This window comes from Streptomyces sp. NPDC101191, assembly GCF_044767915.1.
In the GTDB taxonomy this organism is placed as follows: Bacteria; Actinomycetota; Actinomycetes; order Streptomycetales; family Streptomycetaceae; genus Streptomyces.
On sequence record NZ_JBIWOU010000001.1, the window covers coordinates 1,336,292 to 1,360,856 of the forward strand.

Below are 24,565 nucleotides of genomic sequence, written 5' to 3' on the forward strand. Positions count from 1 at the left end.
GGCACCCGGTCACACCGGTACGCCCACGCTCCACCCCAGCTCGTGCGCCCGGAGGCGGGCGGCCGCCGCCCGCGCCGGGTCGCCCTCGGCGTCGGCGAGGCGGGCGTGGGTGAGCCAGTTGTAGGTGCTCGCCGGGCGCAGTGCGGTGCGCTCGCTCAGCAGGGCACGGGCCAGATCGAGCCGGCCGGAGTTCAGCGCGGCGTCGAGGAGGGTCTTCTGGACGGCGTCACGCTGGGCGTGGCTGCCGCCGAACTCGTGCAGCCGGCGGCGCAGCGGCCACAGGTGGTCGACGACCGCCGCGTGGTCCCCGCGCGCGTGGGCGATGAGCGCCTCGCAGACCGGCAGGCCGATCTCGGCGGTCATCGCGCGGTTGGTGACGGTCCCGGGGGCGGTCCGGGCGAGCCATGCGCGGCGGTCGGCGACGAGCCGTTCCGCGTCGGCGACGCGATCGGCGCCGGCGTACGCCATGACGGCATGGACGTCGTTGAAGGCGTAGAACGGCGGGTCCATGCGCGCGGCCCAGGCGTCGGCGAGCCTCTTCCAGCGGCCGGTCAGGTCGGTTGCGCAGCCGTTGCCGTCCAGGCGGAAGCGCCACAACAGGGCCGCTCCGTCGAGGAGTTCCATGGCCAGGCCCTGCGAACGCTCGTGGTGCAGGGTGGTGTCGTAGACGCGGAGCGCCGTGTCCGTGTCGCCGGCCTCCAGCGCGAACAGCGCGTAGTGCCACCAGTTGTGCACCGTCAGGAAGGTGTCCGCCGACCAGTCGGCGGTCCGTGCGTCGAACCAGGCGATGCCGTCCGCGAACCGGCCCCGCATCTCGTGAGCGTGGGCCACGGCGTGGATGGCCCACACGTCGCGCGCGTTCCGCTCGACGGCGGCCGTGCCCGCCTCGGCGGCCTCCGCGTAGTGCCCCGACTCCTCCAGACCGAAGGCGTACATGCCGAGGACCGCGCCGCGATGGGGGTCGTCGAGGTCCCACGCGGACAGGGCGCCGCCCACCCGGTCCCGCAGACGTACGGCGTCGCCGGTGAGGAAGTCGAGCTGGTGGCCCACGAAGAGGGCCAGCGCGTCCCTGGGATAGGCCAGGGACGTCTCCTCCAGGATCCGGCTCGCCCGGTGCAGGTCGCCCGAGAGGAGGGCGCCGGCGGCGGCCGTGTGGAGTCGCTCGCGCGGCGGCAGCGCCGTACGGTCCACGCGGGCGGTGAACTCCTCGAACCGTGCTCGCGCGGCGGCCGCGTCGGCCGGCTCGGTGCCGAGGACGCCGAGGTAGGCGGCGAGAGCCTGTCCGACGGGGGCGTCCGGGTCGGTGGCGAGCAGGTCCGCGACGGCCGGGACCAGCTCGGGGCTGAAGAAGAGCAGCGCCTCGACGGCCCGGTCCAGGTGCGCCGCGCCCTCCCGTGTGCCCTCGTGGAGCACATGGCCGTATCGGTCGGTGACCACGTCCGTTCCCCCTCCGGTGTCCGCGGACCGCCGGCGCCCGGCGTGGGCGGCGGTCCGTCCCATCAAGCCATCCGGAGGAGCCGCCGCACAGTCCCCGAAGGAGTGACAGGTGCGCGGAGGGCGTGGGCCGGGCGGCTCAGACGGTGGTGCTCCTGCTGAACCAGCCGCTGAAGGAGGACCGCGCGGACGCGGCGCCGGTCTCCGAGCCGTGGCGCGCCGCCCGGGCCAGGACCCGTTCGGCCTCGGCCCGCCAGCTCTCGGCGTCCGCGCGGGGCGGCGGCAGGAAGGGGCCCCGGCCCGGTGCCTCGGCGGCCGCGCCGAAGAAGTCGCCCCCCTTGCGCTTGGAGTCGTCCGTTCCCCAGGAACGGCCGGAGCCGCGCGCCGGGACCTTCTGGAGGTGCGGGATGTGCTTGGCACAGTGGATGTAGGCCTCCTCGACCGTGATCTCGACCCACACCACCGGGCGGCGGCCCGGCACCGGGTCGCCCGCGAGCCACGGGTGGTCCTGGCGCATCGCGGAGTCCTCCACGACCCTGGCCCGGCCGTTGACGTGGAGTCCGATGCGGTCGCGGAGGAAGTCGACGAGCAGGACGCCGACGTGCGGGTTCTCCTCGATGTTGCCGAGGCTGGCGTGGACGCCGTTGCCCCGGTACTCGGGATAGGCGAGCGTCGTGTCGTCGAGGACGTGGAGGAACCCGGGCGGGCCGGCCCGGAAGGTGTTGTCGCACTCGCCGTGCCGGTCGGCGGTGGCCAGGAAGAACATCTCCTGGCGTGCCACGAACTCCCGCATCCGCGGGTTCAGCCGGTCGAGGACCTGGTCGGCGTAGAAGCGGTCGGCGCGCCCGGTGCTGCCCATGCGCTGCTGCACGGCGTGCTCGCCGTCGCTGCCCGGGCGGATGGTGCGCAAGGGCGTCGCCGTCGCCTGCCCGGTGTGTTCGAAAGTGCTCACGTCGTTGCCCCGACCAGTTCCTCTAGGGAGTCGTGCCGTATGCGGTGGGTGGGGACGCCGATGCCCAGGAGGGTGTCGACGCCGCGCCGGATCATCCCGGGCGGTCCCGACAGGTACACGTCGTACGTGTGCCACGGGCCGTACTCGCGTACGGCCTCGGGGAGGCCGCCGGCCAGCGGTCCGGCCGGGCCGTCGTCCACGACGGGGCGGACGGACAGCCAGGGGTGCGTCTGCTGCAGCCGCAGCATGGTGTCGATGTCGTACAGGTCGCCGTTGCGGCGGGCTCCGTAGAACACGTCCACGACGCGGCGCCGACCGTGCTGGGCCACGTCCTCGACGAGGGCCTTGATGGGCGCGATGCCGGTGCCGCCGCCGAGGCAGAGCAGTCCGTTGCTGGTGGTGTGGTCCACGGTCATGGAACCGGCGGGCGCGCCGATGCGGATGACGTCGCCGGGGCGGGCGCGGTGGACGAGGGCGTTGGAGACCCAGCCCGCCGGCACCGCCTTGACGTGGAAGGAGAGCAGTCCGTCGGAGCGCGGTGCGGAGGCGAAGGAGTAGTGCCGCCAGACGCGCGGCCACCAGGGCGTCTCGAGGGCGGTGTACTGCCCGGCGAGGAAGGGGTACGGCTGGTCGGGCCGGACGGTCACGACGGCGATGTCGGGGGTGCGCAGCTCGTGGGCGACCACCTCCGCCTGCCACGAGGCCGGTGCCCGGAGCGCGTCCGCGGTCGCCGCGTCGATCATGATCTGGGAGATCGTCGTGTATGCGGCGACCCAGGCGGCCTCGGTACGGGGCCCCCAGCTCGCCGGGGCGTACCGCGCGAGGGCGCCGATCAGGGCCTCGCCGACGGCCGGGTAGTGCTCGGGGAGCGTGCCGTACTTCCGGTGCCCGCGGCCGAGGTGCGTCAGGTACGTGGTCAGGGTGACCGGGTCGTCGGCGTGCGTCGCCGCGGTGAGCAGGGCGGCGAACAGACGGTCGCGCTGGGCGTCCATCGCGGCGGGGAAGAGCCCGCGCAGGTCGGGATGGCGGACGAAGAGCAGGGCGTAGAAGTACGAGGTGACCTCGTCGGCGATCGGCTCGATCTCCGCGAGCGTGCGCCGCAGGAGCGCTGTGTCGGACTCGGGGCGGTCCTGCGGGAGGTCCGCCGGGCGGGGGTTCGGACGGTCCGCCGGGCGGGAGTTCAGGAGGTCTGACGGGTGCGCTCCCGGCCGCGGGGCGGAGTGGTGAGCCGGTGCGGGCGCGGGCGTCTGCGCGGGTGCAGGTGCCGGACGGGGCGCCTGCGCGGGCGCGGGTGCCGGGCGGGGCGCCTGGGCGGGTGCGGATGCCGGACGGGGCGCCTGGGCGGGCGCGGGTGCCGGGCGGGGCGCCTGGGCGGGTGCGGGCTGCGGGGCCGTCGGGCCGCCCGTCGGGCTCGGCCCGAACCAGCCTCCGCCGCCGTTCGCGCGCCCCCCGTTTCGGTCACCGTCAGCCGATGCGGCGGTCGGAACTTCCATCGGTCTGCCTCGCCTCGAACGTCTTCGGTCGGTCCTCGCCGTCGGGGCCGCGAACAGGCTCCTTTCCCGCCCCCCGTTCACCTGAAGGAGTGAACGCGGCCGACCATACCCCGACCTCGCGAACCCGCCCCGACCATGCATTTCCCGCCCCCGAGAGGCGTTGCCGCAGGTCAGAAATGGGTTACTGGTGAGTCGGGTCGAATTCGCCGGCGGTACGGCATGGATCAGCGCACCATTCGACGACGGAAGACTTACCGGCCGCCCAGAATTCCTCCACATTCTCTGAGCGGTCTTCACGACCAGGGCACGGAAGAACTCAGACGGGCCGGATCCGGCTGCGCAGGAGACAGAACTCGTTGCCCTCCGGATCGGCCAGGACGTACCAGCTCTCGTCGCCGGTCTGACCGACGTCGGCGTGCCGCGCGCCGAGCGCGAGCAGCCGCTCCAGCTCGGCCTCCTGGTCACGGTCGGTGGCGCTGACGTCGAGGTGCAGCGGAAGCTTCCCGGCTCGCGGGTCACCGCAGGGGCTCAGGACGAGGACGGGCAGCGGGCCGCCGAAGCCGAGGTCCGGCGGCCCGATCATGATGCTGCCGTCGTCCTCCCGCTCGACCTCCACATAGCCGAGGACGTCGCTCCAGAACGCGGCCAGCCGTTCGGCGTCGGCGCAGTCGAGGACCAGTTCACTGATGCGGCATGCCATGCGCGTCAGTGTAGGGAGCACCAGGGCCGGCGCCGCCGCACGCGCGGAGCGGCGCCAAGGAGGGCCTGACGCACAGGGATTGACATCGCGGAGCGGTGAATCGTCGTGATCAAGGTGTTGGTGCCGGAGGGCCGCCCGCTGCCAGGCTGACACCTGAAGTCGCCTGCCGACCGGGCGATTCGGCGTACAGCGAGAGGCACCCTTCCTTGAACACCCCGACGGACACCCCTTCGAACACCACCTTCCCGACCACGAGCGGCCCGGTGCGGGGCTTCCGGTGCGCCGGGGACGTCGTCGCCGTCCTCGGCATCCCTTACGCGGCCCCGCCGTTCGGTGCCCACCGGTTCCGGGAGCCGCTCCCGGCGCGGAAGTGGAGCGGCGTACGGGACTGCACGGAGTTCGGCCCCGTCGCCCCGCAGTCGGCGGAGCTGCCCGGCGCGCCCGTCTGGGCGCCCGGCGACGAGGACGTACTGACCGTCAACGTATGGACTCCGGCTCCGCGCGACGGTGCCCGCCGGCCCGTCCTGGTGTGGATCCACGGTGGCGCCTACACCTTCGGGTCCTCGGCACAGCCCGACTTCGACGGCACCGCCCTGGCCGGGGCGGGGCTGGTCGTGGTCACCCTCAACTACCGGCTCGGCTTCGAGGGCTTCGGCCACGTACCGGCCGCCGGGGACAGCGCGTACCCCGACAACCGGGGACTGCTCGACCAGGTCGCGGCCCTGCGCTGGGTGCGCGAGAACATCGCCGCGTTCGGCGGCGATCCCGGCAACGTCACGGTCGCGGGCCAGTCCTCCGGGGCCGCCTCGGTCGCCTGCCTGATGGTGATGGAGCGGGCGCGCGGGCTGTTCCGCCGCGCCATCGTCCACAGTCCCGCCAGCCCCTGCTACACGCTCGACATCGCGGCGGCGACGACGCGCGAGGTCGCGGCGGCGGCCGGGTGCCCGGCCACGCCCGAAGGGCTGGCGGCGGCGTCACCCGAGGCCCTGGTCGCCGCCTCCGACCGGGTCGTCGACCGCTACCGGGGCGCCCCCGCCTCCGGCTCCCGGCACTACGACCCCTCGCTGTACGCCCCGGTCCTCGACGGCGACGTCCTGCCCACCGACCCGCTCACGGGGATCGCCGGCGGGGCGGCCACCGGAGTGGACCTGCTGGTGTGCCACACCACGGAGGAGTACTGGCTGCTCGACGCCGTCGGCAGCAGCGCGAAGGTGACCACGGAGGCACAACTGCAGCTCTTCGCACGGGACTTCGGCCTCCCCGACGGCCTTGTGGCCGGCTATCGCGACACGATGCCGCAGGCACCGGTGCTGGACGTCTACCTCGCCGTCTTCGGCGATCTCCTCTTCACGGAGTACGCCCACCGACTCGCCGAGGCCCACGCCGGGGCGGGCGGGCGGGCGCACCTGTCGCGCTACGACCGCAGGCGCGCCGGGGCGGACGGGGCGGACGGGGCCAGGGTCGTACGGGCCTGGCACTGCGCCGACATCCCCTTCGCCTTCGGCAACCACGCCGACGCCTCCGCGGCCTTCCTCATCGGCGGCGCCCCCTCCCCCGCGGACCACGACCTGGCCCGGCGCATGGTCGGCGCATGGGCGGGCTTCGCCACGCACGGGGACCCGGGCTGGCCGCCGGTCGACGGTGCCACCACACGGGCGAGGACGTGGACCACCGAGGCCGGTCCGTCGGAAGACGCCGGGCACGACGCGATCCGCGCCCTGTGGGCCGAGGCCCGCTTCCCGCTGCTGCGTCCCTGAACCGCTGCTGGAACCTGCACCGCGGGGGGGCCGCGCCGCTCGGCGGGCGGCCGGCTCCGCGTCTCAGCGGGCGTTCAGTGGCGCTCCCGTTCGAAGGTCAGGAGGAGGTCCGCCGCGACGCTCACGGCGATCGTGGCGGGTTCCTTGCCGGTGATCTCGGCCAGTCCGATGGGGGTCTTGATCCGGTCGATCGTGTCGGCGTCGTGGCCGCCCTCGTCGGCCAGGCGCTTCCGGAAGCGTGTCCACTTCGCGGCCGAGCCGATCAGGCCTATCGAGCCGAGACCCGGGGTGCGCAGGGCGGCGTCGCACAGAGCGGCGTCCTCGGCATGATCATGCGTCATGATCAGGACGTGGGTGCCGGGTGCGAGCTCCTCGAGCACTTCCTCCGGAAGGAGGGGGGTGTGGTGCACATGGGTCTGTGCCACCGCGTCCGCGAGCGCGGCGAGCCGCTCGTCGGTGAGCATGTCCGGGCGGCTGTCGATCAGGTGCAGGTCCAGATCGTGGCGGGCCAGGATGCGGGCCAGCTCCAGGCCGACGTGCCCGATGCCGAAGATCGCCACCGCGGGGAGCACCGGCAGCGGTTCCAGGAACACCGAGACGGCACCGCCGCAGCACTGGACGCCGTGGCGGCCGGTGACCTTGTCGTTCAGGGCGAACTCCATCAGCTCCGGCTCCGCGCCGGACTTCTCGATCAGTTCCCGGGCGCGGTCGATCGCGACGGCCTCGATGTTGCCCCCGCCGATCGAACCCCAGGCCTCGGTCCGTCCCACGACGAGTTTGGCGCCGGCCTTGCGAGGTGCGTGACCGCGCACGGTCGCGACGGTCACCAGCACGCCGGCCTCCCGGCGTGCTCGCAACCGCGCGACCGCGGCGACCCAGGTCATGTCAGGCATGGCTCAGTGCGTGTGCTTCCGTACGGTGCTCGCCGCCCCGCACGTCGCTCTGACGGGCCGCCTCGACGGCCCAGTAGACGGCCTCCGGCGTCGCCGGGCAGCCGAGATCCACACTGACACCGGCGGGGCCGAACGCCGCGGCGGCCTGCCGCAGCGCCTCGCGGACCGAGAACGCGAGCATCAGCGGAGGCTCGCCGACGGCCTTGGAGCCGAAGACGGCGCCCTCCTCGGTGGCGTTCTCCATCAGCGTGACGTTGAACTCCTCCGGCATCTCCGAGAAGCTCGGGAGCTTGTAGGTGCTCGCGGCCTGGGTCAGCAGCCGGCCACGGTTCGGTCCGTCGCTGGTGTCCCAGCGCAGGTCCTCGAGCGTCAGCCAGCCCGCGCCCTGCACGAAGCCGCCCTCGACCTGGCCGATGTCGATCATCGGGGACAGGCTGTCGCCGACGTCGTGCACGATGTCCACGCGCCGGATGCGGTACGCGCCGGTGAAGCCGTCCACCTCCACCTCGGTCGCGGCCGCGCCGTGGGCGAAGTACTTGAACGGGGAGCCGCGGAAGGACTTCGCGTCCCAGTGCAGCCCCTCGGTGCGGTAGTACCCGGCCGCGGACAGCTGCACGCGCTGGAAGTACGCGGTGCGCACCAGGTCGTCCCAGTCCAGCTCCTTGTCGTTGCCGAGGGCGCGCGCGACGCCCTCGACGATGCGCACGTCGGAGGCGTTCGCACCCAGCTGGGTGGCGGCCACCTGCAGCAGTCGCTCCCGCAGCTGCTCACAGGCGTTCTTGATCGCACCGCCGTTCAGGTCGGCGCCGGAACTGGCCGCCGTGGCGGAGGTGTTGGGCACCTTGTCGGTACGCGTCGGGGCCAGCCGCACCTTGTGCAGCGGGATGCCCAGCGTGGTCGCGGCCACCTGCATCATCTTGGTGTGCAGGCCCTGGCCCATCTCGGTGCCGCCGTGGTTGATCAGGACGGAGCCGTCCTTGTAGATCAGCACCAGCGCGCCGCCCTGGTTGAAGGCGGTGAGGTTGAACGAGATGCCGAACTTGATGCCGGTGATCGCGAGCGCCCGCTTGGTGTTCGGGTGCGCGGCGTTGAAGGCCGCGATCTCGCGCTTGCGGTCGGCGATGCCGGCGTCGTCCTGGACCTGCTGCCAGATGCTGGAGATCCGCTCGGCCTGCGTGACCGGCTGGCCGTACGGCGTCGTCTGTCCCTGCCCCGGCTGGTAGAAGTTGCGCTCCCGCAGCTCCATCGGGTCCAGGCCGAGCAGCGGCGCGCAGCGGCCGAGGATGTCCTCGATCACCAGCATGCCCTGCGGGCCGCCGAAGCCGCGGAAGGCGGTGTTCGAGACCGTGTTGGTCTTGGCGATGAGACCCGCGACGCGCGCGTTGGGGATCCAGTAGGTGTTGTCAATGTGACACAGGGCGCGGGCGAGCACCGGCTCGGACAGGTCCAGGCTCCAGCCGCCGTCGGCGACCAGGGTGGCGTCGAGGGCCTGGATGCGGCCCTCGGCGTCGAAGCCGATCTTCCAGGTGGCGTGGAACCCGTGCCGCTTGCCGGACATGGTCAGGTCCTGGGTCCGGTTGAGCCGGAAGCGGACGGGCCGGCCGGTCAGCTTGGCGCCGAGCGCGGCGACGGCCGCGAAGCCGTGCGGCTGCATCTCCTTGCCGCCGAAGCCGCCGCCCATCCGCAGGCACTGCACCGTCACCTCGTGGGCGGGGACGCCGAGCACGTGCGAGACGATCTCCTGCGTCTCCGACGGGTGCTGGGTGCTGCTCTGGATGAACACCTGCTCGTTCTCGTCGACCAGGGCCAGCGCCGCGTGGGTCTCGAGGTAGAAGTGCTCCTGGCCGGAGAACTGGAACTCGCCCGTGAAGACGTGCGCCGAGTCGGCGAAGCCGGCGCCGATGTCACCGGTCTCCATCAGCGGCCGCGCGCCGTGGTAGCTCTCGGCCGCGATCGCGTCCTGCAGCGTGACCAGCGCGGGCTTCTCGTCGAGCTCTACCTCGACGGCGGCGGCACCGAGCCGGGCCGCCTCCAGGGTCTCACCGAGCACCCAGGCCACCGCGTGGCCGTAGAACATGACCTCGTCGGGGAACAGCGGCTCGTCGTGCTTCATGCCGGCGTCGTTGACGCCGGGCACGTCGGCACCGGTCAGCACGCGGACCACACCGGGCACGGCGAGCGCGGGCTCGGTGCGCAGCGCGGTGATCCGGCCGTGGGCCTTCATCACCTGGACCGGGTAGGCGTGCAGCACGTCCTTGGTGCGGTACACCAGGTCGTCGGTGTAGAGCGCCGCGCCGGTGACGTGCAGGTTGGCGCTCTCGTGCGGCATGGAGACGCCGACTACGGGCTTCTCGGGACGCTCGGACAGATGACTCATGACGACACCGCCTCGGTGGTCTGGGCGTACAGCTTCAGCAGGCTCTGGCCGAGCATCGCGGAACGGTAAAGGGCGCTGGCACGGTGGTCGTCCATCGGGGTGCCCTGGCCCCGCAGCTCGCGGGCCGCGGCCTCGACGGTCTCGGTCGACCAGGGCTTGCCCTCCAGGGCGGCCTCGGTGGCGAGGGCGCGGATCGGGGTGGCGGCGACGCCACCGAGGCCGATGCGGGCCTTGCGGACGACGCCGTCCTCGATGTCGAGCGCGAAGGCGACCGCGACGCTGGAGATGTCGTCGAAGCGGCGCTTGGCGATCTTGTGGAAGGCCGTGACGGGCGCCAGCGGCAGCGGGATGCGCACGGCGCGGATCAGCTCGTCCGGGCGGCGCACGCTCTGCCGGTAGCCGGTGAAGTAGTCGGCCAGCGGGACCTCGCGCTCGCCGTCGGCGTCCGCGAGCACCAGCGACGCCTCCAGGGCCAGCAGCACCGGCGGGCTGTCACCGATCGGGGAGCCGGTACCGAGGTTGCCGCCGAGGGTGGCGCTGTTACGGATGAGCCGGGAGGCGAACTGCGGGAACAGCTCGGCCAGCAGGGGGACTTCACCGTCCAGACGGCGCTCGATCTCGGTGAGCGTCACGGCCGCACCGATCTCGATGTGGTCGGACTCGACGCGCAGCTCCCGCAGTTCGGGCAGGCGGTCGATGGCGACCACGCAACCGGCGCGACGGGAGCGGATGTTCACCTCGACACCGAAGTCGGTGCTGCCGGAGACCAGCACCGCGTCGGGACGCTCGCGCAGCACCCGCAGCGTCTCGGCCAGGGTGCCGGGCCGCAGGAAGGTGCTGCCGTCCTGGGTGTACTCGGTGGCGACCGGCGCGGGCGGGGCCTCGTCGCGGCGCTGCGCGAAGGGGTCGTCCTCGGCCGGCTCGCCGACGGCGAAGGCGGCGTCGCGGATCGGCCGGTAGCCGGTGCAGCGGCAGAGGTTTCCGCTCAGCGCGTGCAGGTCGAACCCGTTGGGGCCGTGCTCCGCGTCGGCGTGGCCGGCCGCGTCCCCGTCCGACTCGCCGTGGGCGCAGCGGTCCGGCCGGTAGTACTCCGAGGCCATGCTGCAGATGAAGCCCGGGGTGCAGTAGCCGCACTGGGAGCCACCACGGACCGCCATCTCCTCCTGCACCGGGTGCAGCGTGGGGGGCGTGCCCGGCTCGCCGGGCGTGGCGAGGCCCTCGGCCGTGACGATCTCCTGGCCGTCGAGCGCGGCGACCGGAACCAGGCAGGCGTTGACCGCCACCCAGTCGGTGGGCTTGTTCACCCCGGGCCGGGCCACCAGGACCGAACAGGCGCCGCACTCACCCTCGGCACAGCCCTCCTTCGTGCCGGTGAGACCGCGATCGCGCAGGAAGTCGAGCACCGTGGCGTGGGGCGCAGCAGGGGCAATCGGCGCTTCTTGCCCGTTGACGGTGATCCGCGCCTCTACCATGACATTTCCTCATTTCGGTGCACGGGAGAACTGGTTGTACTGGTCGCCATGTCAGGCCTTCTGTTTCAGTGCGCAGCTAGAGAACCCGGAGCAGGCGTCGGTGGGTACACAACGACACGCCGCGGGTGGTGGCAGAAATCAAAAAAGAGAAGCCGGGGCCACGAGCGGGCACGCCGGAAGTGCGACTGCTTCAGCAGCCGTGCGCAACACGACCCGGGACCCAGGCGGTCCGGTGAGCGAGGCGATTCAGGTCGGAGAAGATCGACATCCGACTCGCCTCCTTTCGACAACTCACGGGTCGGTGCGCTCGAAAGTACGTCGCCGGAAGCGCATCGGTCAAGGTACCCAGCCGGGACGCTGAGCTGCTCGTTCTGTCGGCGCGACCGTTCCCGGCCGCGACGCGTGCGCCCGCCCGCGCGGAGACGTTCGCATCTGCGGCCGAAAGGGCGGCAACACGTTATGAACTGTGCGTTGCGGGCACCCCGGCGGTCGGGGCACGAGCGTCGGGAACCCGCGGCACGGCCACCCGAAGGCTAGCTGTCCTCTTTATCCAGAATTCTACCGACTTTCACCGGCTTCCGTCGACGCCTCCGGAGGACGGCCCGGGCGGCACGTACGCGGCGGGTCAGCGGGGAGCATCCGGGCGGCACGTACGCGGCGGGTCAGCGGGGAGCATCCGGGCGGCACGTACGCGGCGGGTCAGCGGGGAGCAGCCGGGCGGCACGTACGCGGCGGGTCAGCGGGGAGCGTCCGGGCCGCCGCGTACCGCGGTACCGAGGATGTGGGCGCCCGCCGGAACGGGGACGCGGGTCTCGGGGAAGGCGAAGCGGTCCATGGCCGTGACGGTGAACCCGGCCGCGGTGATGGCGGACCCCGTGTCGCGGCCGGTGTGGCAGCCGCCGGCCAGCCGCGGCCAGACGGTGGCGTCGAGCACGCGCTGGACACGGCGCATCGCCGGGGTGTCCGCACGCACGTGTTCGAGGAATCGCAGCTGTCCGCCGGGCCGGAGCACACGGTGGAGTTCGGCGAGGGCCGCCCGGGGGTCGGCCACCGAGCAGAGCGTCAAGCACACCACGGCCGCGTCGAAGGACGCGTCGGGGAAGGGGAGTTCCTCGGCGCGGCCGGCCGTCACCTCGACCGGGACGGGGGCCTCGCGGGTCTGCCGTACGGCCAGGGCGCGCAGGTTCGGCTCCGGCTCGACGGCCACCAGACGGGTCACCCCCGGCGGATAGTGCGGGAAGTTCAGTCCGTTGCCCGCACCGATCTCCAGCACCTGTCCGTTCAGGCCGGACAGCAGACGCCGGCGGTGTGCGTCGATCCCCGCCCGTTCCAGGGCGGGACCGGCGACCCCCGCGTAGAAGCGGGCGAAGAGCGGATGCGGCTTGACCGGACGGAGAGTCATGGCATCAACCATCCACGGTCGTGGCGAGCGGGGCGAGACGGACGCCCGGGGCCGCGCCGCACGCTTGCGGTGCGCCGGGCCAGGCCGGGCCGACAAAGTGCCCCGGACCTATACTTTTCGGATGAACGCTCGGCTCGCTCTGCTCGCGGGCACGGAGCCGGGGATCACGGAGAGTGACGCCTTCCGGCTGGCGCTGGAGCATGCGGTGGCCGAGCTCGGCGCGCTGGGCGGCGCCGTCCACCTGGGCCGTACCACCTCGGCCCTTCGCCTGCTGGCGTCGACGGGTCTGCCGCCGGCGCTCACCCGCCCCTGGGAGATCATCGACCGGACGGGACCGACGGTGCCGACGTTCGCCGTGCGCACGGGTCGCGGCCTGTGGGTGGCCACCCCCTCCACGCATGCCCCCGGGTTCCCCGCGACACGGTGGCCGGGCACCGGATTCGCGTCCGTGCCGCTGCTCCGCGGCGGACGCACGCTGGGCGCCCTCACCGTCGTGACGGGCGCCCACGGCACGCCGAGCGGCGAGCAGTGGACGTTCCTGCGCAGCGTGGTCGCCTGGACGTCCGAACGCATGGGCCAGGCCCCGCCCATGCCGCCGCCCGGTGAGGAACTGGTCGGCGGCCGCCTCCGCCACGCGCTGAGGGAGGTCGCGGTCGGCACCTGGAGCTGGGACCTGCTCACCGGGGAGCTGGTGTGGGACGAGGCGGGGGCGGCCCTGTTCCATGCCGAGCGGGTCGCCCGTGAGGCGACCTGGCTGAAGTCGATCCACCCCGACGACCAGCCCTCCGCGCTGGCCGCGCTGGAGCGGGCGATGCGCGACGGGACGCTCTACGAGTCGGAGTACCGGGTGGAGCAACCGGACGGCGGCTACCGCTGGGTGCACGGCCGCGGGGCGGCGGAGTACGACGAGAAGGGGCAACCGGTGCGGATGATGGGCATGGTGTGGGACAGCCACGAGTCCCGTACCGCCCGGGACGCGCTCAGCCGCGCCCTGCGCCACATGAGCGACGCGTTCGTCCTGACGGACGCCGACTGGCGGATCAGCTTCGCCAACCGGGAGGCGGAGCGCACGCTCGGCGCGGCCGAGGCGGAGCTGTTCGGCCGGAGCCTGTGGGAAGTCCCCGCTGTGCAGCGCGTTCCCGACCTGGAGGCCCGCTGCCGCAAGGCCGCCTCGGCGGCCACGACCGCCGAACTCGACGTACGGATCACGGCCGGACGCTCCCACCAACTGCGTCTCGTCCCGAGCCCCGACGGACTCGCCCTCTACTTCACGGACGTCACCGACACACGTCGGCGCGAGGCCGAGCGGGCCGCCGCCGAACGCGCCGCCGCCGACCGCTCGACCCGCACCGGTGAGCTGACCGCGGCGCTCGCCAAGGCGACGACCTCGCGCGATGTCGTCGACGCCGTGGCCGAGCGGGTGCTGCCGCCGTTCGGCGCCACCGGTCTGACCGTGGTCTCCGTCGAGGGCGACCGTGCGGAGATCATCGGAGCCGTGGGCTACCCGCAGAGCTTTCTCCAGGAGTTCGACGGCCGCAAGGTGCCGGCGAGCGATCCGGTCCGGGACACCGTGCGCGGCAGCGCACCGTTGTTCATCTCCTCGGTCGAGGAGTTCACGGAGCTCTATCCGCATCTGGCGTACCGGCCGCGCCTGGCCGGCAAGCAGGCGTGGGCGTTCCTGCCGCTGACCGTGTCCGGGCGCACGTTCTCGGTGTGCGCGGTGTCCTTCGACCGGCCGCGCCGCCTGAACCACGAGGAGCGGACCCTGCTGACCGCGATCAGCGCGCTCCTCGCCCACGCCCTGGAGCGGGCACGGCTCTACGACGCCGAGCACACCCGTTCCCAGGAGCTGCAGCGCGGGCTGCTCCCGCAGCGGCTGCCGGACAGCCCCTCGTGCACGGCCGCCGCGCGCTTCCTGCCCGCCGGGCAGGGCATGAACGTGGGCGGCGACTGGTACGACGTCATCCCGCTCTCCGGGGGCCGGGTCGCCCTCGTCGTCGGCGACGTGATGGGCCACGGCCTGGCGGAGGCGGCCACCATGGGGCGGCTGCGCACGGCCGTCATGACCCTGGCCGACCTGGAGCTGCCCCCGGGCGAGGTCATGAGCCATCTGAACGACATCGTCGGCGACCTCGGGGAGGACTTCTACGCCACCTGCCTCTACGCGGTCTACGACTCCAGCACCCGGATCTGCAGCATCGCCCGGGCCGGCCACCCCCCGCCGGCCGTCGTCCGGCCCGACGGCACCGTCCACTTCCCGGAACTGTCCCCGGACCCTCCCCTCGGGGTCGCCGAACCCCCTTTCGAGACGACCGAGTTGGAGCTGCCCGACAGCAGCCTTCTCGTGCTGTACACGGACGGCCTCGTCGAGTCGCCGGACCGGGAGATCGACGAGGGCATGGCCGAGCTCGCGCGCCTCCTGCGTGCCTCCGGCCACCAGGACCCGGAACGGCTCTGCGACATCCTCACGAGCGGTCTGCTGCCCGACGAGCGGCCCGCCGCCAACGACGACGCCGCCCTCCTCGTCAGCCGTGTCCACGCCCTCGCCGCGGACCGGATGGCCTCCTGGGAGCTGGAGAAGGACCCCCGGGCGGCCGGGCAGGCCCGCCGGTACATCAGGGAACAGCTCGCGGTCTGGGGGTTGGACGAACTGGCGATGACGACCGAACTGATCGCGAGCGAGCTGATCGGGAACGTCGTGCGGTACGCGAAGGGCCCGGTGCGACTGCGGCTGCTGCACAGCGCCGTCCTCATCTGCGAGGTGTACGACGGGAGCCTGGCCACGCCGCGCATCCGGCACGCCGCGGAGACGGACGAGGGGGGTCGCGGCCTGCAGCTCGTCGCGGCACTCAGCCAGCGGTGGGGCGCGCGCTACACCGCGGACGGGAAGTGCATCTGGACGGAGCAGGCGCTGTCCGGCGCCCCCGCGGACCTGGCGGCCGCTCTGCTCGCCGCCCCGGAGCTGTGAGGGCCGCCCGTCACCGGGCCGGCCCTCGGCCGCGGCCACGTGACCGGTGCCCGCCCGCGGCGCCCGGCACCGGCGCGGTTGCTCCGGGCCGGTGACGGACGCCGCTGCGTGCCGTCAGGAGATGGTGACGAACCGCGCGATGCTCGGCACCCCTTGGGCGTTCAGGGCGAAGAGCATGTAGGTGCCCGGCAGGACCACTCCCGGGTCGGCCGGGACGGACACCGTGTAGCTGCCCGTCCCCGCGGCGGTGGACGCCAGCGGGACCCTCCGCTGGTCGTTGTCCGTGGAGTGGGTCGCGGCCGCGGCCCGCATCAGGACGAAGGAGGACACCGGGCCCCCGGTGGCGACGGTGAGCGAGCTGCCGGGGGCGGCCCGGGGCGGCACGCCGCCGGTGATGACGGGACGCGGCTTGGGCGAGCCGTCCGCGTTGAGCAGGTACGGCGGTGTGAACACGGCCCCGTCGGCGTGATTGGTGGCGCAGTCGCCGCACAGGCCACCGCCGCCGGAGAAGATCCGCCCGTCGGGCAGCAGGTTGGCCACACTGTGGTAGTTGCGCGGGATGGCCATGGTGGCGAGCGGGGTGAAGCGTCCGGTCGCCGGGTCCCACAGCTCGGGGGTCAGCACGGACGTGGCGTCGCTGAAGGGCACGGGGAACGCCTGCCCGCCGAACACGGCGACCTTGCCGTCGGGCAGGACGACGCTGTTCCCAAAGGCGCGGGCGTGGCCCATGTCGCCGGTGCGCACGGACCGGACCTGGTTTCCGTCGATGCTGACGGTGTACGCGCGCCGGGTGGCGGCGGTCTGCTGGTACCCGGGCGAGCCGCCCAGGGTGAGCAGCTTGCCGATGTCGTACGGCACGGCGTTGCCGGTCATGGCGTCCGGGCTGTCGGCGCGGGTGCCGGCGGAGGTGATGCTCCCGTCCCCGCGGGTCGTGATCCAGTTCATCTGCTTGCTCGGGCCGAGCTGGAGCACCTTGCCGCCCGAGGTGGCGTACAGCCACATGTGGTTGTCGGCGCGGTAGGCGCCGGCCGGGTCGGCCGTGACCGCCGGGGCGGCGGGGACGCCGGGGAGCCTGCGCCAGGTGCGGGTGTCCGGGGACCAGACCTCGCCGTCCTTGCCGGCCCTGGCTCCGCTCCAGGAGCCGCCGAGGACGAAGGCCTCGCCGGTGGAGAGCAGGGTCATGGCCTGGTAGCCGCGGGGGATGTTCATGCTGGTCGTCGCGGACCAGTCATCGGTGGCGGGGTCGTAGATGCTCGCCTTCTCCGCGTTGCTGCCACCGGTGACCAGGACCCGGCCGTCGGCGAGCATCGCTATGCCCGGGCAGAACATGTCGTGGCCGGTGTTGTCGATGCGGCGCTGGGTGACCTTGCCGGTCTTCAGGTCGAGGATCGCGGTCTGGGTGTAGCCGCTGCTGCCGCCGAAGCGGTCGACCGCGTACGCCGACCAGGCCAGGAGTTTGTCGCCCGGCAGCACGGCGGTGGCCACCGGCACCAGGGGGAAGCCGGTGATCCGGCTCCAGGAGCCGTGGGCGGCCGGGTTGGCCGGTCCGCTCAGGCGTATCTCGGCGGCGGAGGCCCAGGGCCCGCGGTTGCCGGCCTCCCGGGTCACGGTCAGGCGTATGTAGCGGGCGTTGGCGGTGCGGGTGAACGTGGCGGTCTTGACGGTGTCGTCGTCGCGCCAGGTGCCCGAGGAGACCGGTGCGCCGAAGGTGGTGCCGTCGGTGCTGGTGGTGATGGTGTACGCGCCCACGCGGCCGTTGGGGCTGTCCTTGCGGGGCTGGTAGACCAGGGCGGAGACGGCCGCCGTGCGGTGCATGTCGATGGTGATGCGGTGCGGCAGCGGGGCCGGGGTCCCGGACCACCTGCTGTGCCAGAGGGTGGCGGCGTCGCCGTCGAGGACGTTGGGCGCGCGGCCGTTCTCCTTGGCGGTCTCCTCGTCGCCCGCCGTGGCCGTCCACCCGGTCCGGGGAAGGTCGACGGTGGCCGCCGGGGTTCCGGGGTCGCCGAGCAGGTTGAGCTCCGCGGCGGAGCTCCACGGGCCGCGGTTGCCGGCCTCGGCGACGGCGGTGAGCCGGACGAACCGCGCGCCCTGCGGGGCGAAACCGAGGGTCTTGGCGGAGGCGTCGTCCGCGAGGGTGCCGGTGGCGACCGGGCTTCCCCAGTTACGCCCGTCGGCGCTCACGCTGATGCTGTACCCGCCGACGCGCCCGTTGGCCTTGTCGGTACGGGGCTGGTAGACGAGCGCCGAGACCACCGTCGTGCGGTGCATGTCGATGGTGATGCTGTGGGGCAGCGGGGCCGGGGTCCCGGACCACCTGCTGTGCCAGATGGTGGCCGTGTTGCCGTCGAGGACGTTGGCCGCGCGGCCGTTCTCCCTGGTGGTCTCCTCGTCGCTCGCCGTGGCGGTCCATCCGGTCCGGACGAGCACGGGAGCCGTCGGCTCCATGGCGTTCGCCGGGGCGACGCCGTGGTGCGGCGACTGCTGCGCGGTCTGCTGGTCGAAGGGCACGGGCCCCGGCGGTGGCGTCGGGCCGTGTCCGCCCGTAGCCGTGCTCGCCACTCCCAGCCACGGGGTGAGCCCGACGAGCAGCGAGCCGAGGGCGAAGGCGATGAGCAGAGGGGAGCGGCGGAATGCTCCGGCGACGGCGCGGATGCGTCTGGACTGCAATCGGACCTCCTGGGCGAACCGTAAGCGCGACGGGCCCCTAGAACATAGGTCAAATCCGTTCAACTCGACCAGGGAACAGCGGAGTTGAGACCAACCCGTGCCGTCCGCACGCGGCAGCGCCCCCCGGGGCACCGGCTGCCCCTCAAACGAAGGCCCGGATCATCCACCCGCCGGACACCGTCCGGGCAGGCCGCCCCCGGCCGGGTCGCGGTGCGCTGCGGGCGCTGCGGGCCCTGCGGATCAGCCGGCGCGCCGATCCCCCGGCCCTCCTTCGGGCATGACCGAGGGGCCGTTTCGGATCACTCCGAAACGGCCCCTCGATTTCCGACTCTCACAAGTCGGGACGACAGGATTTGAACCTGCGACCCCTTGACCCCCAGTCAAGTGCGCTACCAAGCTGCGCCACGTCCCGATGCCCGTCTGACCTGGGGTTTCCCCGGCCGAACGCGCACGAGAACCATACCGCACTTCCGCGCGTGTTCACGAACCCGTTGACAGCTTGACCTCAAGCTTGCTTGAGGTTGCACGGTGTGTGCCATGACGAACACGACGTATGCCAAGGACACGGCGGACGCACGGGGCGGCACGGCGCGGCTGCGGCGGCTCATGGAGCTGATGACCGGCGCCGAGAAGCACTCCCCCGCCGCCACCTCCACGCTCGACGCCCTCTGGGTGCTCTACGACCGGGTGCTGCGGGTGTCGCCCGGAACGGTCGACGACCCCGGGCGGGACCGGTTCCTGCTGTCCAAGGGTCACGGGCCCATGGCCTACTACGCCGTCCTCGCCGACAAGGGCTTCGTGGCGGAGGACGCCCTGCCCGGCTTCGGCGGATACGACTCACCGCTCGGGCACCACCCGGACCGGACCCTCGTCCCCGGGGTCGAGATCGGGAGCGGGTCGCTCGGGCACGGGCTGCCGCTGGCCGTGGGGAGCGTGCTCGGGCTGCGGGCCCAGGGGCTGACCGAGCCGAAGGTGTGGGTGCTGATCGGGGACGCCGAACTCGACGAGGGGAGCAACCACGAGGCACTCGCCTACGCCGGGCCCGCCGCCCTGGAGCAGCTGCACACGATCGTGATCGACAACAGCTCCGCCACCCACGGCTGGCCCGGCGGGATCGCCTCACGGTTCGAGGCGGCCGGCTGGTCCGCCGTGACCGTGGACGGGCGGGACCACGAGGCGCTGTACGCCGCCTTCACCGCACCGCACCCGGGCCGGCCGCGGGCGGTCGTCGCCCGCGTCGAGCCCAAGAACTCCTGAGCACCTTCTTCCCCCCTCCGGCCCCGACCCGCGCCGCCGGCACCTTCGAGGAGACCCTTCCGTGGACACCATGCGCGACCGTTTCATCGCCACCGCCGACCGACTGCTCGACGACGACCCCCGTCTCGCGCTGCTGCTCGCCGAGATCAGCAAGGACGGGTTCCAGCAGGCGCTGCGGCGCCACCCGGACCGCGTGATCAACGTCGGGATCCGGGAGCAGCTGCTCATCGGGGCCGGCGGCGGGATGGCGCTGACGGGGATGCGGCCGATCATGCACACCTTCGCCTCCTTCCTGGTGGAGCGGCCCTTCGAGCAGCTGAAGCTGGACTTCGGGCACCAGGGCGTGCACGGCGTCCTGGTCAGCGCGGGCGGCTCGTACGACTGGCCGTCCGGCGGCTTCACCCATATGTCTCCCGGTGACGTGGCACTGATGGACACCCTGGAGGGCTGGACCGTGCACGTGCCGGGGCACCCGGACGAGGCGGAGGCCCTGCTGCGGCAGGCGGTCGCGAGCGAGGGGTCGGTGTACGTGCGCCTGTCGGTGCACTCCAACGCCTCGGCGCACCCGATGGCCCGGAGCGGGTTCACCGTGCTGCGCGAGGGCTCCCGGGCGGTCGTCGTCGCGGTGGGGCCGATGCTCGACGACGTACTGGCCGCGACCGAGGGTATGGACGTGACCGTGCTGTACGCGACGACGGTCCGGCCCTTCGACGGCACGACGCTGCGCCGTGCGGTGGCCGGGGCGCGGCCCGACGTCGTCCTGGTGGAGCCGTACCTCGCCGGGACCTCGACGGCCGCCGCCAACGACGCGCTGGCCGAGGTGCCGCACCGGGTGCTGGGACTGGGCATCGGGCGGCGCGAGCTGCGCCGCTACGGCACGATCGAGGAGCACCTGGCCGGGCAGGGACTCGACCCGGCGTCCCTGCGAGCGCGGATCACCGCCTTCCTGGGATGAGCCCGGGCGGCCTGAGGGATCAGTCGTCCGCGTGCGGCAGGCCCAGGTCGGGGTGTTCGGCGAGGAGCCTGCGCGGCGCCGCCTGCCGCCAGGAGTCGGTCAGGATCGCACGCAGCTCCTCCTCGTCTTCCAGGGCGCCGAGCCGCACCCGCATCCAGGCCCAGGCGTCGTCGTGCCCCTCGCGCAGGCAGAACTTCTCCGGCTCGGCGGCGATCAGCTCCGCCCGGTCCTCCTTGGGGCACTTCACGCCGATCACCTGGTCGTCGTCGGACAGCGACGCGAAGACGCGGCCGCCCTGGCCGGCCCGGAAGGTGGGCATGCCCCACGCCTGCTTCTCGAACGCCCCGGGCAGCGTGAGGGCGATCCTGCGCACGTCGTCGGCGGTAACCATGCGCCGACGCTACGGCCTCCCTCTGACATCGCGCCTCGCCACGGAGAGTGAGGGAGGGCGGCCCGGGCAAGGCGGGCGCCCGCGCACGCTCCGTGACGAGCCCCCTCCACCCCGTGTGATCCGCCCCGCGCCCCGCCCGTGCCACCGCGTGCTCCCGACGTGTCCTTCCCTTGGGGGTGCGCGAGCGCGGATACCGTGCGGTAACCGCATGTCGCGGCTTGGGCGCGGTTCCGGAATGACGGGTGTTCCCCGATGAACTACGGAATGAGGGTATCCGCGCCTCCTTCCTGCCATTTGCCCATGAATACTGTGCCGTTGGCATGTGGCAGAAACGAGCCCCTGGGGATCGCGGGGCGGACCGGACCTGATGCGCCAAGACCACGCGAAACACAGTCAGAAACAAACGTCAACCATTCCGTTTTCGGCCAAACTTGGTGGCGATATTGATCCGTCCCAGAAAGATCAACACCATGAAGTGGTCGGCCTGTTCGGGACGGGACCACTGCCGATGCACCACCTGCTCGGCCCACTGGACGAGCAGGCGTTTCGCAGGGGAGGACTCGGATGGACGGCTACTTCAGCAGTCGCATGCATCACCAGCTCCGGGAGACCGTTCGAGACTTCGCAGAGCGTGAGGTTCGGCCACGGATAGCGGAGATGGAAGCGTCGCGCTCAGTGCACCACGAGCTCTCCCGGCTGATCGCCGAACAGGGCTGGTTGGGCGCGACTATCGGCCAAGAGTACGGCGGCATGGGCGCCGGCCATCTGGCCAAGACGATCATCATCGAGGAGCTCTCGCGGGTCAGCGGCGCGATGGGTGCCATGGTCCAGGCCTCGCAGCTCGGCACCGCCAAGATCGTGCACTTCGGCAGCGACGAGCAGCGGAAGACCTGGCTTCCGGCCATCTCCGCCGGCGAATGCCTGCCCACCATCGCGGTGACCGAGCCCGAGTCCGGCGGCCATGTCCTCGGCATGTCCGCGAGCGCGGTGCGTGACGGCGACGACTACATCCTCAACGGCAGCAAGGTGTACGTCGGCAACAGCCACGTCGGCGATCTCCACGGTGTCGTGGTCCGGACCGGTCCGGGGTCGAAGGGACTCACAGCCTTCCTGGTCGAATCCGATCGCCCGGGGTTCAGGACCGGTCCGCAGCAGCCGGCCATGGGTCTGCACGGCTTCAGCTTCGGCGAGCTCATCTTCGAGAACTGCCGGGTGCCGGCGGCCAACCGGCTCGGCGACGAGGGGGACGGCCTCGCCGTCGCCTACTCCTCCAGCGTGCTCTACGGCCGCGCCAACCTCACCGCGGTCTCCCTCGGCATCCACCAGGCCATCCTGGAGGAGACCACCCGCTTCGCCACCGAGCGCATCCGCTACGGCGAGCCGCTCGCCGCGCTCCCCACCGTCAAGCTGAAGCTGGGACAGATGCAGTCGCGGCTGATGACGGCCCGGCTCGCCGCCTACCACGCCGTCCACCTGCTCGACCAGGGCATGTCCTGCGACACCGAGCTGATGAACGCCAAGCTGGTCAACGTCGAGTCCGCCATCGACTCCGGGCGCAACGCCATGGAGATCCACGCGGCGGCCGGCCTCTTCACCGACCGGGCCATCGAGCGCTACCTCCGCGACGCGCACCACATCTTCGCCCCCGCGGGCACCTCCGACATCCAGCTCCTCCGCCTCGCCGAGGTCGCCCTCGGACAGGACAAGGGCAGCTGGTCGGAGCGGCTCTCCGAGGTGGTCCGCATGGAGCCGGCCCACGTCTGACGTTTCGTCACCGAAACGACCGTGCCCCGGAGTCCGGCAGAGGAGCCGAACACCGGGGCACCGCCGCGCCTGTGCGCAGCGCCGATCCGTCGGACCGTCAGAACATGCCGTCCTCGCGGCGGTGGATCTGCTCCACCAGCTCGGCCGCCATCGCCTTGATCGTCTCCAGGCCGGCGCGGCCCCAGGGCCGTACGTCCGTGTCGACGACGCAGATGGTGCCGAGGGCGACTCCGGTACGGTCGATCAGCGGGGCGCCCATGTAGGAGCGGATGCCGATCTCGTCCACGACCGGGTTGCCCGCGAAACGCGGGTAGTCGCAGACGTCCTCCAGGACGAGGGCCTTGCGGCGCACCACGACGTGCGGGCAGTAACCGTGGTCGCGGGCCATGAAGCGGCCGACGCCGCCGCCGGCGGCGTTCGCCCCGAGGTCGGTGCCCGAGTGGCTGCCGGCCGGGGTGTGCAGGCCGGCGAAGAACTGCCGGCTCTCGTCGATGAAGTTGACCATCGAGAACGGGGCACCGGTCACGTCCGCGAGCCGGTGGGCGAAGTCGTCGAAGGCCGGGTCGGGCTGCTCGCCGAGGCCCAGTTCACGCAGCCGGCGGACCCGGGCGGGCGCCTCGTGGTCGACGGGGGTGAGCAGCAGATGACCGGTCGGGTCGTAGGTCATGTCGTGGCTCCGTAGGTCGGCGCGGCGGCCGGGATGGTGGTGAGCAGATGCTGGACGAGGGTCAGCAGGGTACGGATGCCCGAGCTGGAGATCCGGGCGTCGCAGAGCACGACCGGCACCGTGGGCCTGAGGTCCAGGGCGGCCCGCACCTCGTCCGGGTCGTAGCGGAAGGCGCCGTCGAACTCGTTGACCGCCACCACGAAGTTGATGCCCCGCCGCTCGAAGAAGTCGACGGCGGAGAAGCATTCCTGGAGACGGCGGGTGTCGGCGAGGACGACGGCGCCGAGGGCACCCTCGGAGAGTTCGTCCCACATGAACCAGAAGCGCTCCTGGCCCGGGGTGCCGAACAGATAGAGCACGTTGCGGTCGTCGAGGGTGATGCGTCCGAAGTCCATCGCGACCGTGGTCGTGGTCTTGGACTCCACGCCCTCCAGGCTGTCGGTGGCCGCGCTGACGGAGGTCAGCAGCTCTTCGGTGCTCAGCGGTTCGATCTCGCTGACCGCGCCCACGAACGTGGTCTTGCCCACGCCGAACCCGCCGGCCACCAGGATCTTCAGAGCGGTGGGAAACGGGTCGGCGGCGAAGCCGTCGTGACCACGGTCGTGGCGCTCAGAGCCGTTGTCGTAGGCCATCGAGCACTGCCTCCAGCAAGGAACGGTCGGTTGGGTTGGCGTGGAAACGGGGCGCTCGGGCGGTGAGCGCCCCGCAGTCCACGAGGTCGGAGAGCAGGACCTTGGTGACGACGGCCGGGAGCCGTAAGTGCGCCGCGATCTCCGCCACCGAAGTGGGTCCGCCGCACAGCCCGAGAGCCAGGTTGTGTTCGGGACCCATGTGCGGCTGCGGGCTCGAGCCGGTCGCCATCACCATGGAGAGCAGGTCGAGCGCGGCGGTGGGCTTGGTCCGGCCGCCGCTCACGGTGTACGGGCGGATCAGCCGGCCTGCCGCGTCGTCGAGCCAGGGCCCTTCCTGGGAGCCCACGTTCACTGGCCCGCACTGCCCACGACGCCGGCGGCCTGTCTGGCCGGGGTGACCAGGTACGGCCGCACGCTCTTCACCAGCATGGCCATCTCGTAGCCCAGGACGGCGGCGTCCGCCTCCCGGCCGGCGAGCACCGCGAGGCAGGTGCCGGAGCCGGCGGTGGAGACGAACAGCAGGGTGGAGTCCAGCTCGACCACGACCTGCCGGACCTCGCCGCCGTCGCCGAAGCGCGCGCCGGCGCTGCGGCCGAGCGAGTACAGGCCGGAGGCCAGCGCAGCCATGTGGTCGGCCGCGTCCTGGTCGAGGCCGTGCACGGACTTCACCAGACCGTCGGAGGAGAGCAGTACGGCGTTACGCGTGTACGGGACCCGCTGGACCAGGCCGCTGAGCAGCCAGTCGAGATCCGAGGAATGGCCGTTCGGCGCATTGCTCGCCATG

19 protein-coding genes and 1 tRNA gene are annotated in these 24,565 nt (G+C 72.4%); 5 read left to right on the forward strand and 15 right to left on the reverse strand.

Annotated elements, in window-relative coordinates; genetic code table 11:
• Nucleotides 1-9 precede the first annotated feature (9 nt).
• From ACIRQF_RS05810 to ACIRQF_RS05825, 4 genes are all read right to left on the reverse strand, one after another.
• Nucleotides 10-1,437, reverse strand: coding sequence for a tetratricopeptide repeat protein (locus ACIRQF_RS05810; RefSeq protein ID WP_404089155.1), 1,428 nt, complete (start codon nucleotides 1,435-1,437; stop codon nucleotides 10-12).
• Between the two features lie 136 nt (nucleotides 1,438-1,573).
• Nucleotides 1,574-2,305 carry a pyridoxamine 5'-phosphate oxidase family protein gene (locus ACIRQF_RS05815; protein ID WP_382482750.1) on the reverse strand — a complete coding sequence of 244 codons (732 nt, stop codon included), beginning with the start codon at nucleotides 2,303-2,305 and terminating at the stop codon, nucleotides 1,574-1,576.
• Nucleotides 2,306-2,382: 77 nt separating this feature from the next.
• Entirely contained in the window at nucleotides 2,383-3,879 is a 1,497-nt protein-coding gene (locus ACIRQF_RS05820; protein WP_404089157.1) for a globin domain-containing protein, read from the reverse strand.
• 316 nt (nucleotides 3,880-4,195) lie between these two features.
• On the reverse strand, nucleotides 4,196-4,579 hold the full coding sequence (locus tag ACIRQF_RS05825) for a VOC family protein (RefSeq protein ID WP_382482723.1): 384 nt from the start codon (nucleotides 4,577-4,579) through the stop codon (nucleotides 4,196-4,198).
• 206 nt (nucleotides 4,580-4,785) lie between these two features.
• On the opposite strand from ACIRQF_RS05825, the gene ACIRQF_RS05830 reads away from it, so the two are divergent.
• Nucleotides 4,786-6,336 carry a carboxylesterase/lipase family protein gene (locus ACIRQF_RS05830; RefSeq protein ID WP_404089160.1) on the forward strand — a complete coding sequence of 517 codons (1,551 nt, stop codon included), beginning with the start codon at nucleotides 4,786-4,788 and terminating at the stop codon, nucleotides 6,334-6,336.
• Nucleotides 6,337-6,410: 74 nt separating this feature from the next.
• On the opposite strand, the gene xdhC is transcribed toward ACIRQF_RS05830, so the two are convergent.
• The 4 genes from xdhC to ACIRQF_RS05850 form a co-directional block, all read right to left on the reverse strand.
• Complete coding sequence (gene xdhC, locus ACIRQF_RS05835) at nucleotides 6,411-7,220, reverse strand: xanthine dehydrogenase accessory protein XdhC (RefSeq protein WP_376631356.1); 810 nt, start codon at nucleotides 7,218-7,220, stop codon at nucleotides 6,411-6,413.
• A 1-nt stretch (nucleotide 7,221) separates the two neighbouring features.
• Nucleotides 7,222-9,606 (reverse strand): xanthine dehydrogenase molybdopterin binding subunit, encoded by a 2,385-nt coding sequence (gene xdhB, locus ACIRQF_RS05840; protein ID WP_376631144.1) that lies wholly within the window; start codon nucleotides 9,604-9,606, stop codon nucleotides 7,222-7,224.
• Entirely contained in the window at nucleotides 9,603-11,078 is a 1,476-nt protein-coding gene (locus tag ACIRQF_RS05845) for a xanthine dehydrogenase small subunit (protein ID WP_404089163.1), read from the reverse strand. The genes xdhB and ACIRQF_RS05845 overlap by 4 nt, the downstream gene beginning before the upstream one ends.
• A 736-nt stretch (nucleotides 11,079-11,814) precedes the next feature.
• Nucleotides 11,815-12,480 carry a class I SAM-dependent methyltransferase gene (locus tag ACIRQF_RS05850; protein ID WP_376631148.1) on the reverse strand — a complete coding sequence of 222 codons (666 nt, stop codon included), beginning with the start codon at nucleotides 12,478-12,480 and terminating at the stop codon, nucleotides 11,815-11,817.
• A gap of 121 nt (nucleotides 12,481-12,601) precedes the next feature.
• Here ACIRQF_RS05850 and ACIRQF_RS05855 point away from each other — a divergent pair, with 121 nt between their 5' ends.
• On the forward strand, nucleotides 12,602-15,448 hold the full coding sequence (locus tag ACIRQF_RS05855; RefSeq protein WP_404089166.1) for a SpoIIE family protein phosphatase: 2,847 nt from the start codon (nucleotides 12,602-12,604) through the stop codon (nucleotides 15,446-15,448).
• A 114-nt stretch (nucleotides 15,449-15,562) separates the two neighbouring features.
• Here ACIRQF_RS05855 and ACIRQF_RS05860 read toward each other — a convergent pair whose 3' ends face one another.
• Together ACIRQF_RS05860 and ACIRQF_RS05865 are read right to left on the reverse strand one after the other, a co-directional pair.
• Nucleotides 15,563-18,115, reverse strand: coding sequence for a discoidin domain-containing protein (locus tag ACIRQF_RS05860; RefSeq protein ID WP_404089168.1), 2,553 nt, complete (start codon nucleotides 18,113-18,115; stop codon nucleotides 15,563-15,565).
• Between the two features lie 338 nt (nucleotides 18,116-18,453).
• Nucleotides 18,454-18,527, reverse strand: a tRNA-Pro gene (locus ACIRQF_RS05865).
• A gap of 125 nt (nucleotides 18,528-18,652) precedes the next feature.
• On the opposite strand from ACIRQF_RS05865, the gene ACIRQF_RS05870 reads away from it, so the two are divergent.
• Together ACIRQF_RS05870 and ACIRQF_RS05875 are read left to right on the forward strand one after the other, a co-directional pair.
• A complete protein-coding gene (locus ACIRQF_RS05870) occupies nucleotides 18,653-19,372 on the forward strand; it encodes a transketolase (RefSeq protein WP_404089170.1) in 720 nt (239 codons plus the stop codon).
• 61 nt (nucleotides 19,373-19,433) lie between these two features.
• Nucleotides 19,434-20,327: a transketolase family protein gene (locus ACIRQF_RS05875; protein WP_404089172.1), complete on the forward strand. Its 894-nt coding sequence runs from the start codon at nucleotides 19,434-19,436 to the stop codon at nucleotides 20,325-20,327.
• Between the two features lie 19 nt (nucleotides 20,328-20,346).
• Here the strand turns inward: ACIRQF_RS05875 and ACIRQF_RS05880 are convergent, their stop codons facing one another.
• Entirely contained in the window at nucleotides 20,347-20,718 is a 372-nt protein-coding gene (locus ACIRQF_RS05880) for an MmcQ/YjbR family DNA-binding protein (protein ID WP_404089174.1), read from the reverse strand.
• A 564-nt stretch (nucleotides 20,719-21,282) separates the two neighbouring features.
• On the opposite strand from ACIRQF_RS05880, the gene ACIRQF_RS05885 reads away from it, so the two are divergent.
• Nucleotides 21,283-22,482 (forward strand): acyl-CoA dehydrogenase family protein, encoded by a 1,200-nt coding sequence (locus ACIRQF_RS05885; protein ID WP_376631157.1) that lies wholly within the window; start codon nucleotides 21,283-21,285, stop codon nucleotides 22,480-22,482.
• Nucleotides 22,483-22,579: 97 nt separating this feature from the next.
• On the opposite strand, the gene ACIRQF_RS05890 is transcribed toward ACIRQF_RS05885, so the two are convergent.
• The 4 genes from ACIRQF_RS05890 to ACIRQF_RS05905 are packed head-to-tail and all read right to left on the reverse strand — an operon-like array spanning nucleotide 22,580 to nucleotide 24,564.
• Nucleotides 22,580-23,149: a GAF domain-containing protein gene (locus ACIRQF_RS05890; RefSeq protein ID WP_404089177.1), complete on the reverse strand. Its 570-nt coding sequence runs from the start codon at nucleotides 23,147-23,149 to the stop codon at nucleotides 22,580-22,582.
• On the reverse strand, nucleotides 23,146-23,781 hold the full coding sequence (locus ACIRQF_RS05895; protein WP_376631161.1) for an ATP/GTP-binding protein: 636 nt from the start codon (nucleotides 23,779-23,781) through the stop codon (nucleotides 23,146-23,148). Before ACIRQF_RS05895 ends, ACIRQF_RS05890 begins: the two co-directional genes overlap by 4 nt.
• Complete coding sequence (locus ACIRQF_RS05900; protein WP_376631162.1) at nucleotides 23,759-24,133, reverse strand: DUF742 domain-containing protein; 375 nt, start codon at nucleotides 24,131-24,133, stop codon at nucleotides 23,759-23,761. Before ACIRQF_RS05900 ends, ACIRQF_RS05895 begins: the two co-directional genes overlap by 23 nt.
• Nucleotides 24,130-24,564 (reverse strand): roadblock/LC7 domain-containing protein, encoded by a 435-nt coding sequence (locus ACIRQF_RS05905; RefSeq protein ID WP_382482710.1) that lies wholly within the window; start codon nucleotides 24,562-24,564, stop codon nucleotides 24,130-24,132. The genes ACIRQF_RS05900 and ACIRQF_RS05905 overlap by 4 nt, the downstream gene beginning before the upstream one ends.
• Nucleotide 24,565: the final 1 nt, after the last annotated feature.

Bases quoted from the DNA above. Each gene is read 5' to 3' on its own strand.
- ACIRQF_RS05820 (WP_404089157.1), bottom strand. From the start codon at position 3,879: ATGGAAGTTCCGACCGCCGCATCGGCTGACGGTGACCGAAACGGGGGG.
- ACIRQF_RS05825 (WP_382482723.1), bottom strand. From the start codon at position 4,579: ATGGCATGCCGCATCAGTGAACTGGTCCTCGACTGCGCCGACGCCGAA.
- xdhC (WP_376631356.1), bottom strand. From the start codon at position 7,220: ATGACCTGGGTCGCCGCGGTCGCGCGGTTGCGAGCACGCCGGGAGGCC.
- xdhB (WP_376631144.1), bottom strand. From the start codon at position 9,606: ATGAGTCATCTGTCCGAGCGTCCCGAGAAGCCCGTAGTCGGCGTCTCC.
- ACIRQF_RS05845 (WP_404089163.1), bottom strand. From the start codon at position 11,078: ATGGTAGAGGCGCGGATCACCGTCAACGGGCAAGAAGCGCCGATTGCC.
- ACIRQF_RS05850 (WP_376631148.1), bottom strand. From the start codon at position 12,480: ATGACTCTCCGTCCGGTCAAGCCGCATCCGCTCTTCGCCCGCTTCTAC.
- ACIRQF_RS05855 (WP_404089166.1), top strand. From the start codon at position 12,602: ATGAACGCTCGGCTCGCTCTGCTCGCGGGCACGGAGCCGGGGATCACG.
- ACIRQF_RS05870 (WP_404089170.1), top strand. From the start codon at position 18,653: ATGACGAACACGACGTATGCCAAGGACACGGCGGACGCACGGGGCGGC.
- ACIRQF_RS05880 (WP_404089174.1), bottom strand. From the start codon at position 20,718: ATGGTTACCGCCGACGACGTGCGCAGGATCGCCCTCACGCTGCCCGGG.
- ACIRQF_RS05885 (WP_376631157.1), top strand. From the start codon at position 21,283: ATGGACGGCTACTTCAGCAGTCGCATGCATCACCAGCTCCGGGAGACC.
- ACIRQF_RS05890 (WP_404089177.1), bottom strand. From the start codon at position 23,149: ATGACCTACGACCCGACCGGTCATCTGCTGCTCACCCCCGTCGACCAC.
- ACIRQF_RS05895 (WP_376631161.1), bottom strand. From the start codon at position 23,781: ATGGCCTACGACAACGGCTCTGAGCGCCACGACCGTGGTCACGACGGC.
- ACIRQF_RS05905 (WP_382482710.1), bottom strand. From the start codon at position 24,564: ATGGCGAGCAATGCGCCGAACGGCCATTCCTCGGATCTCGACTGGCTG.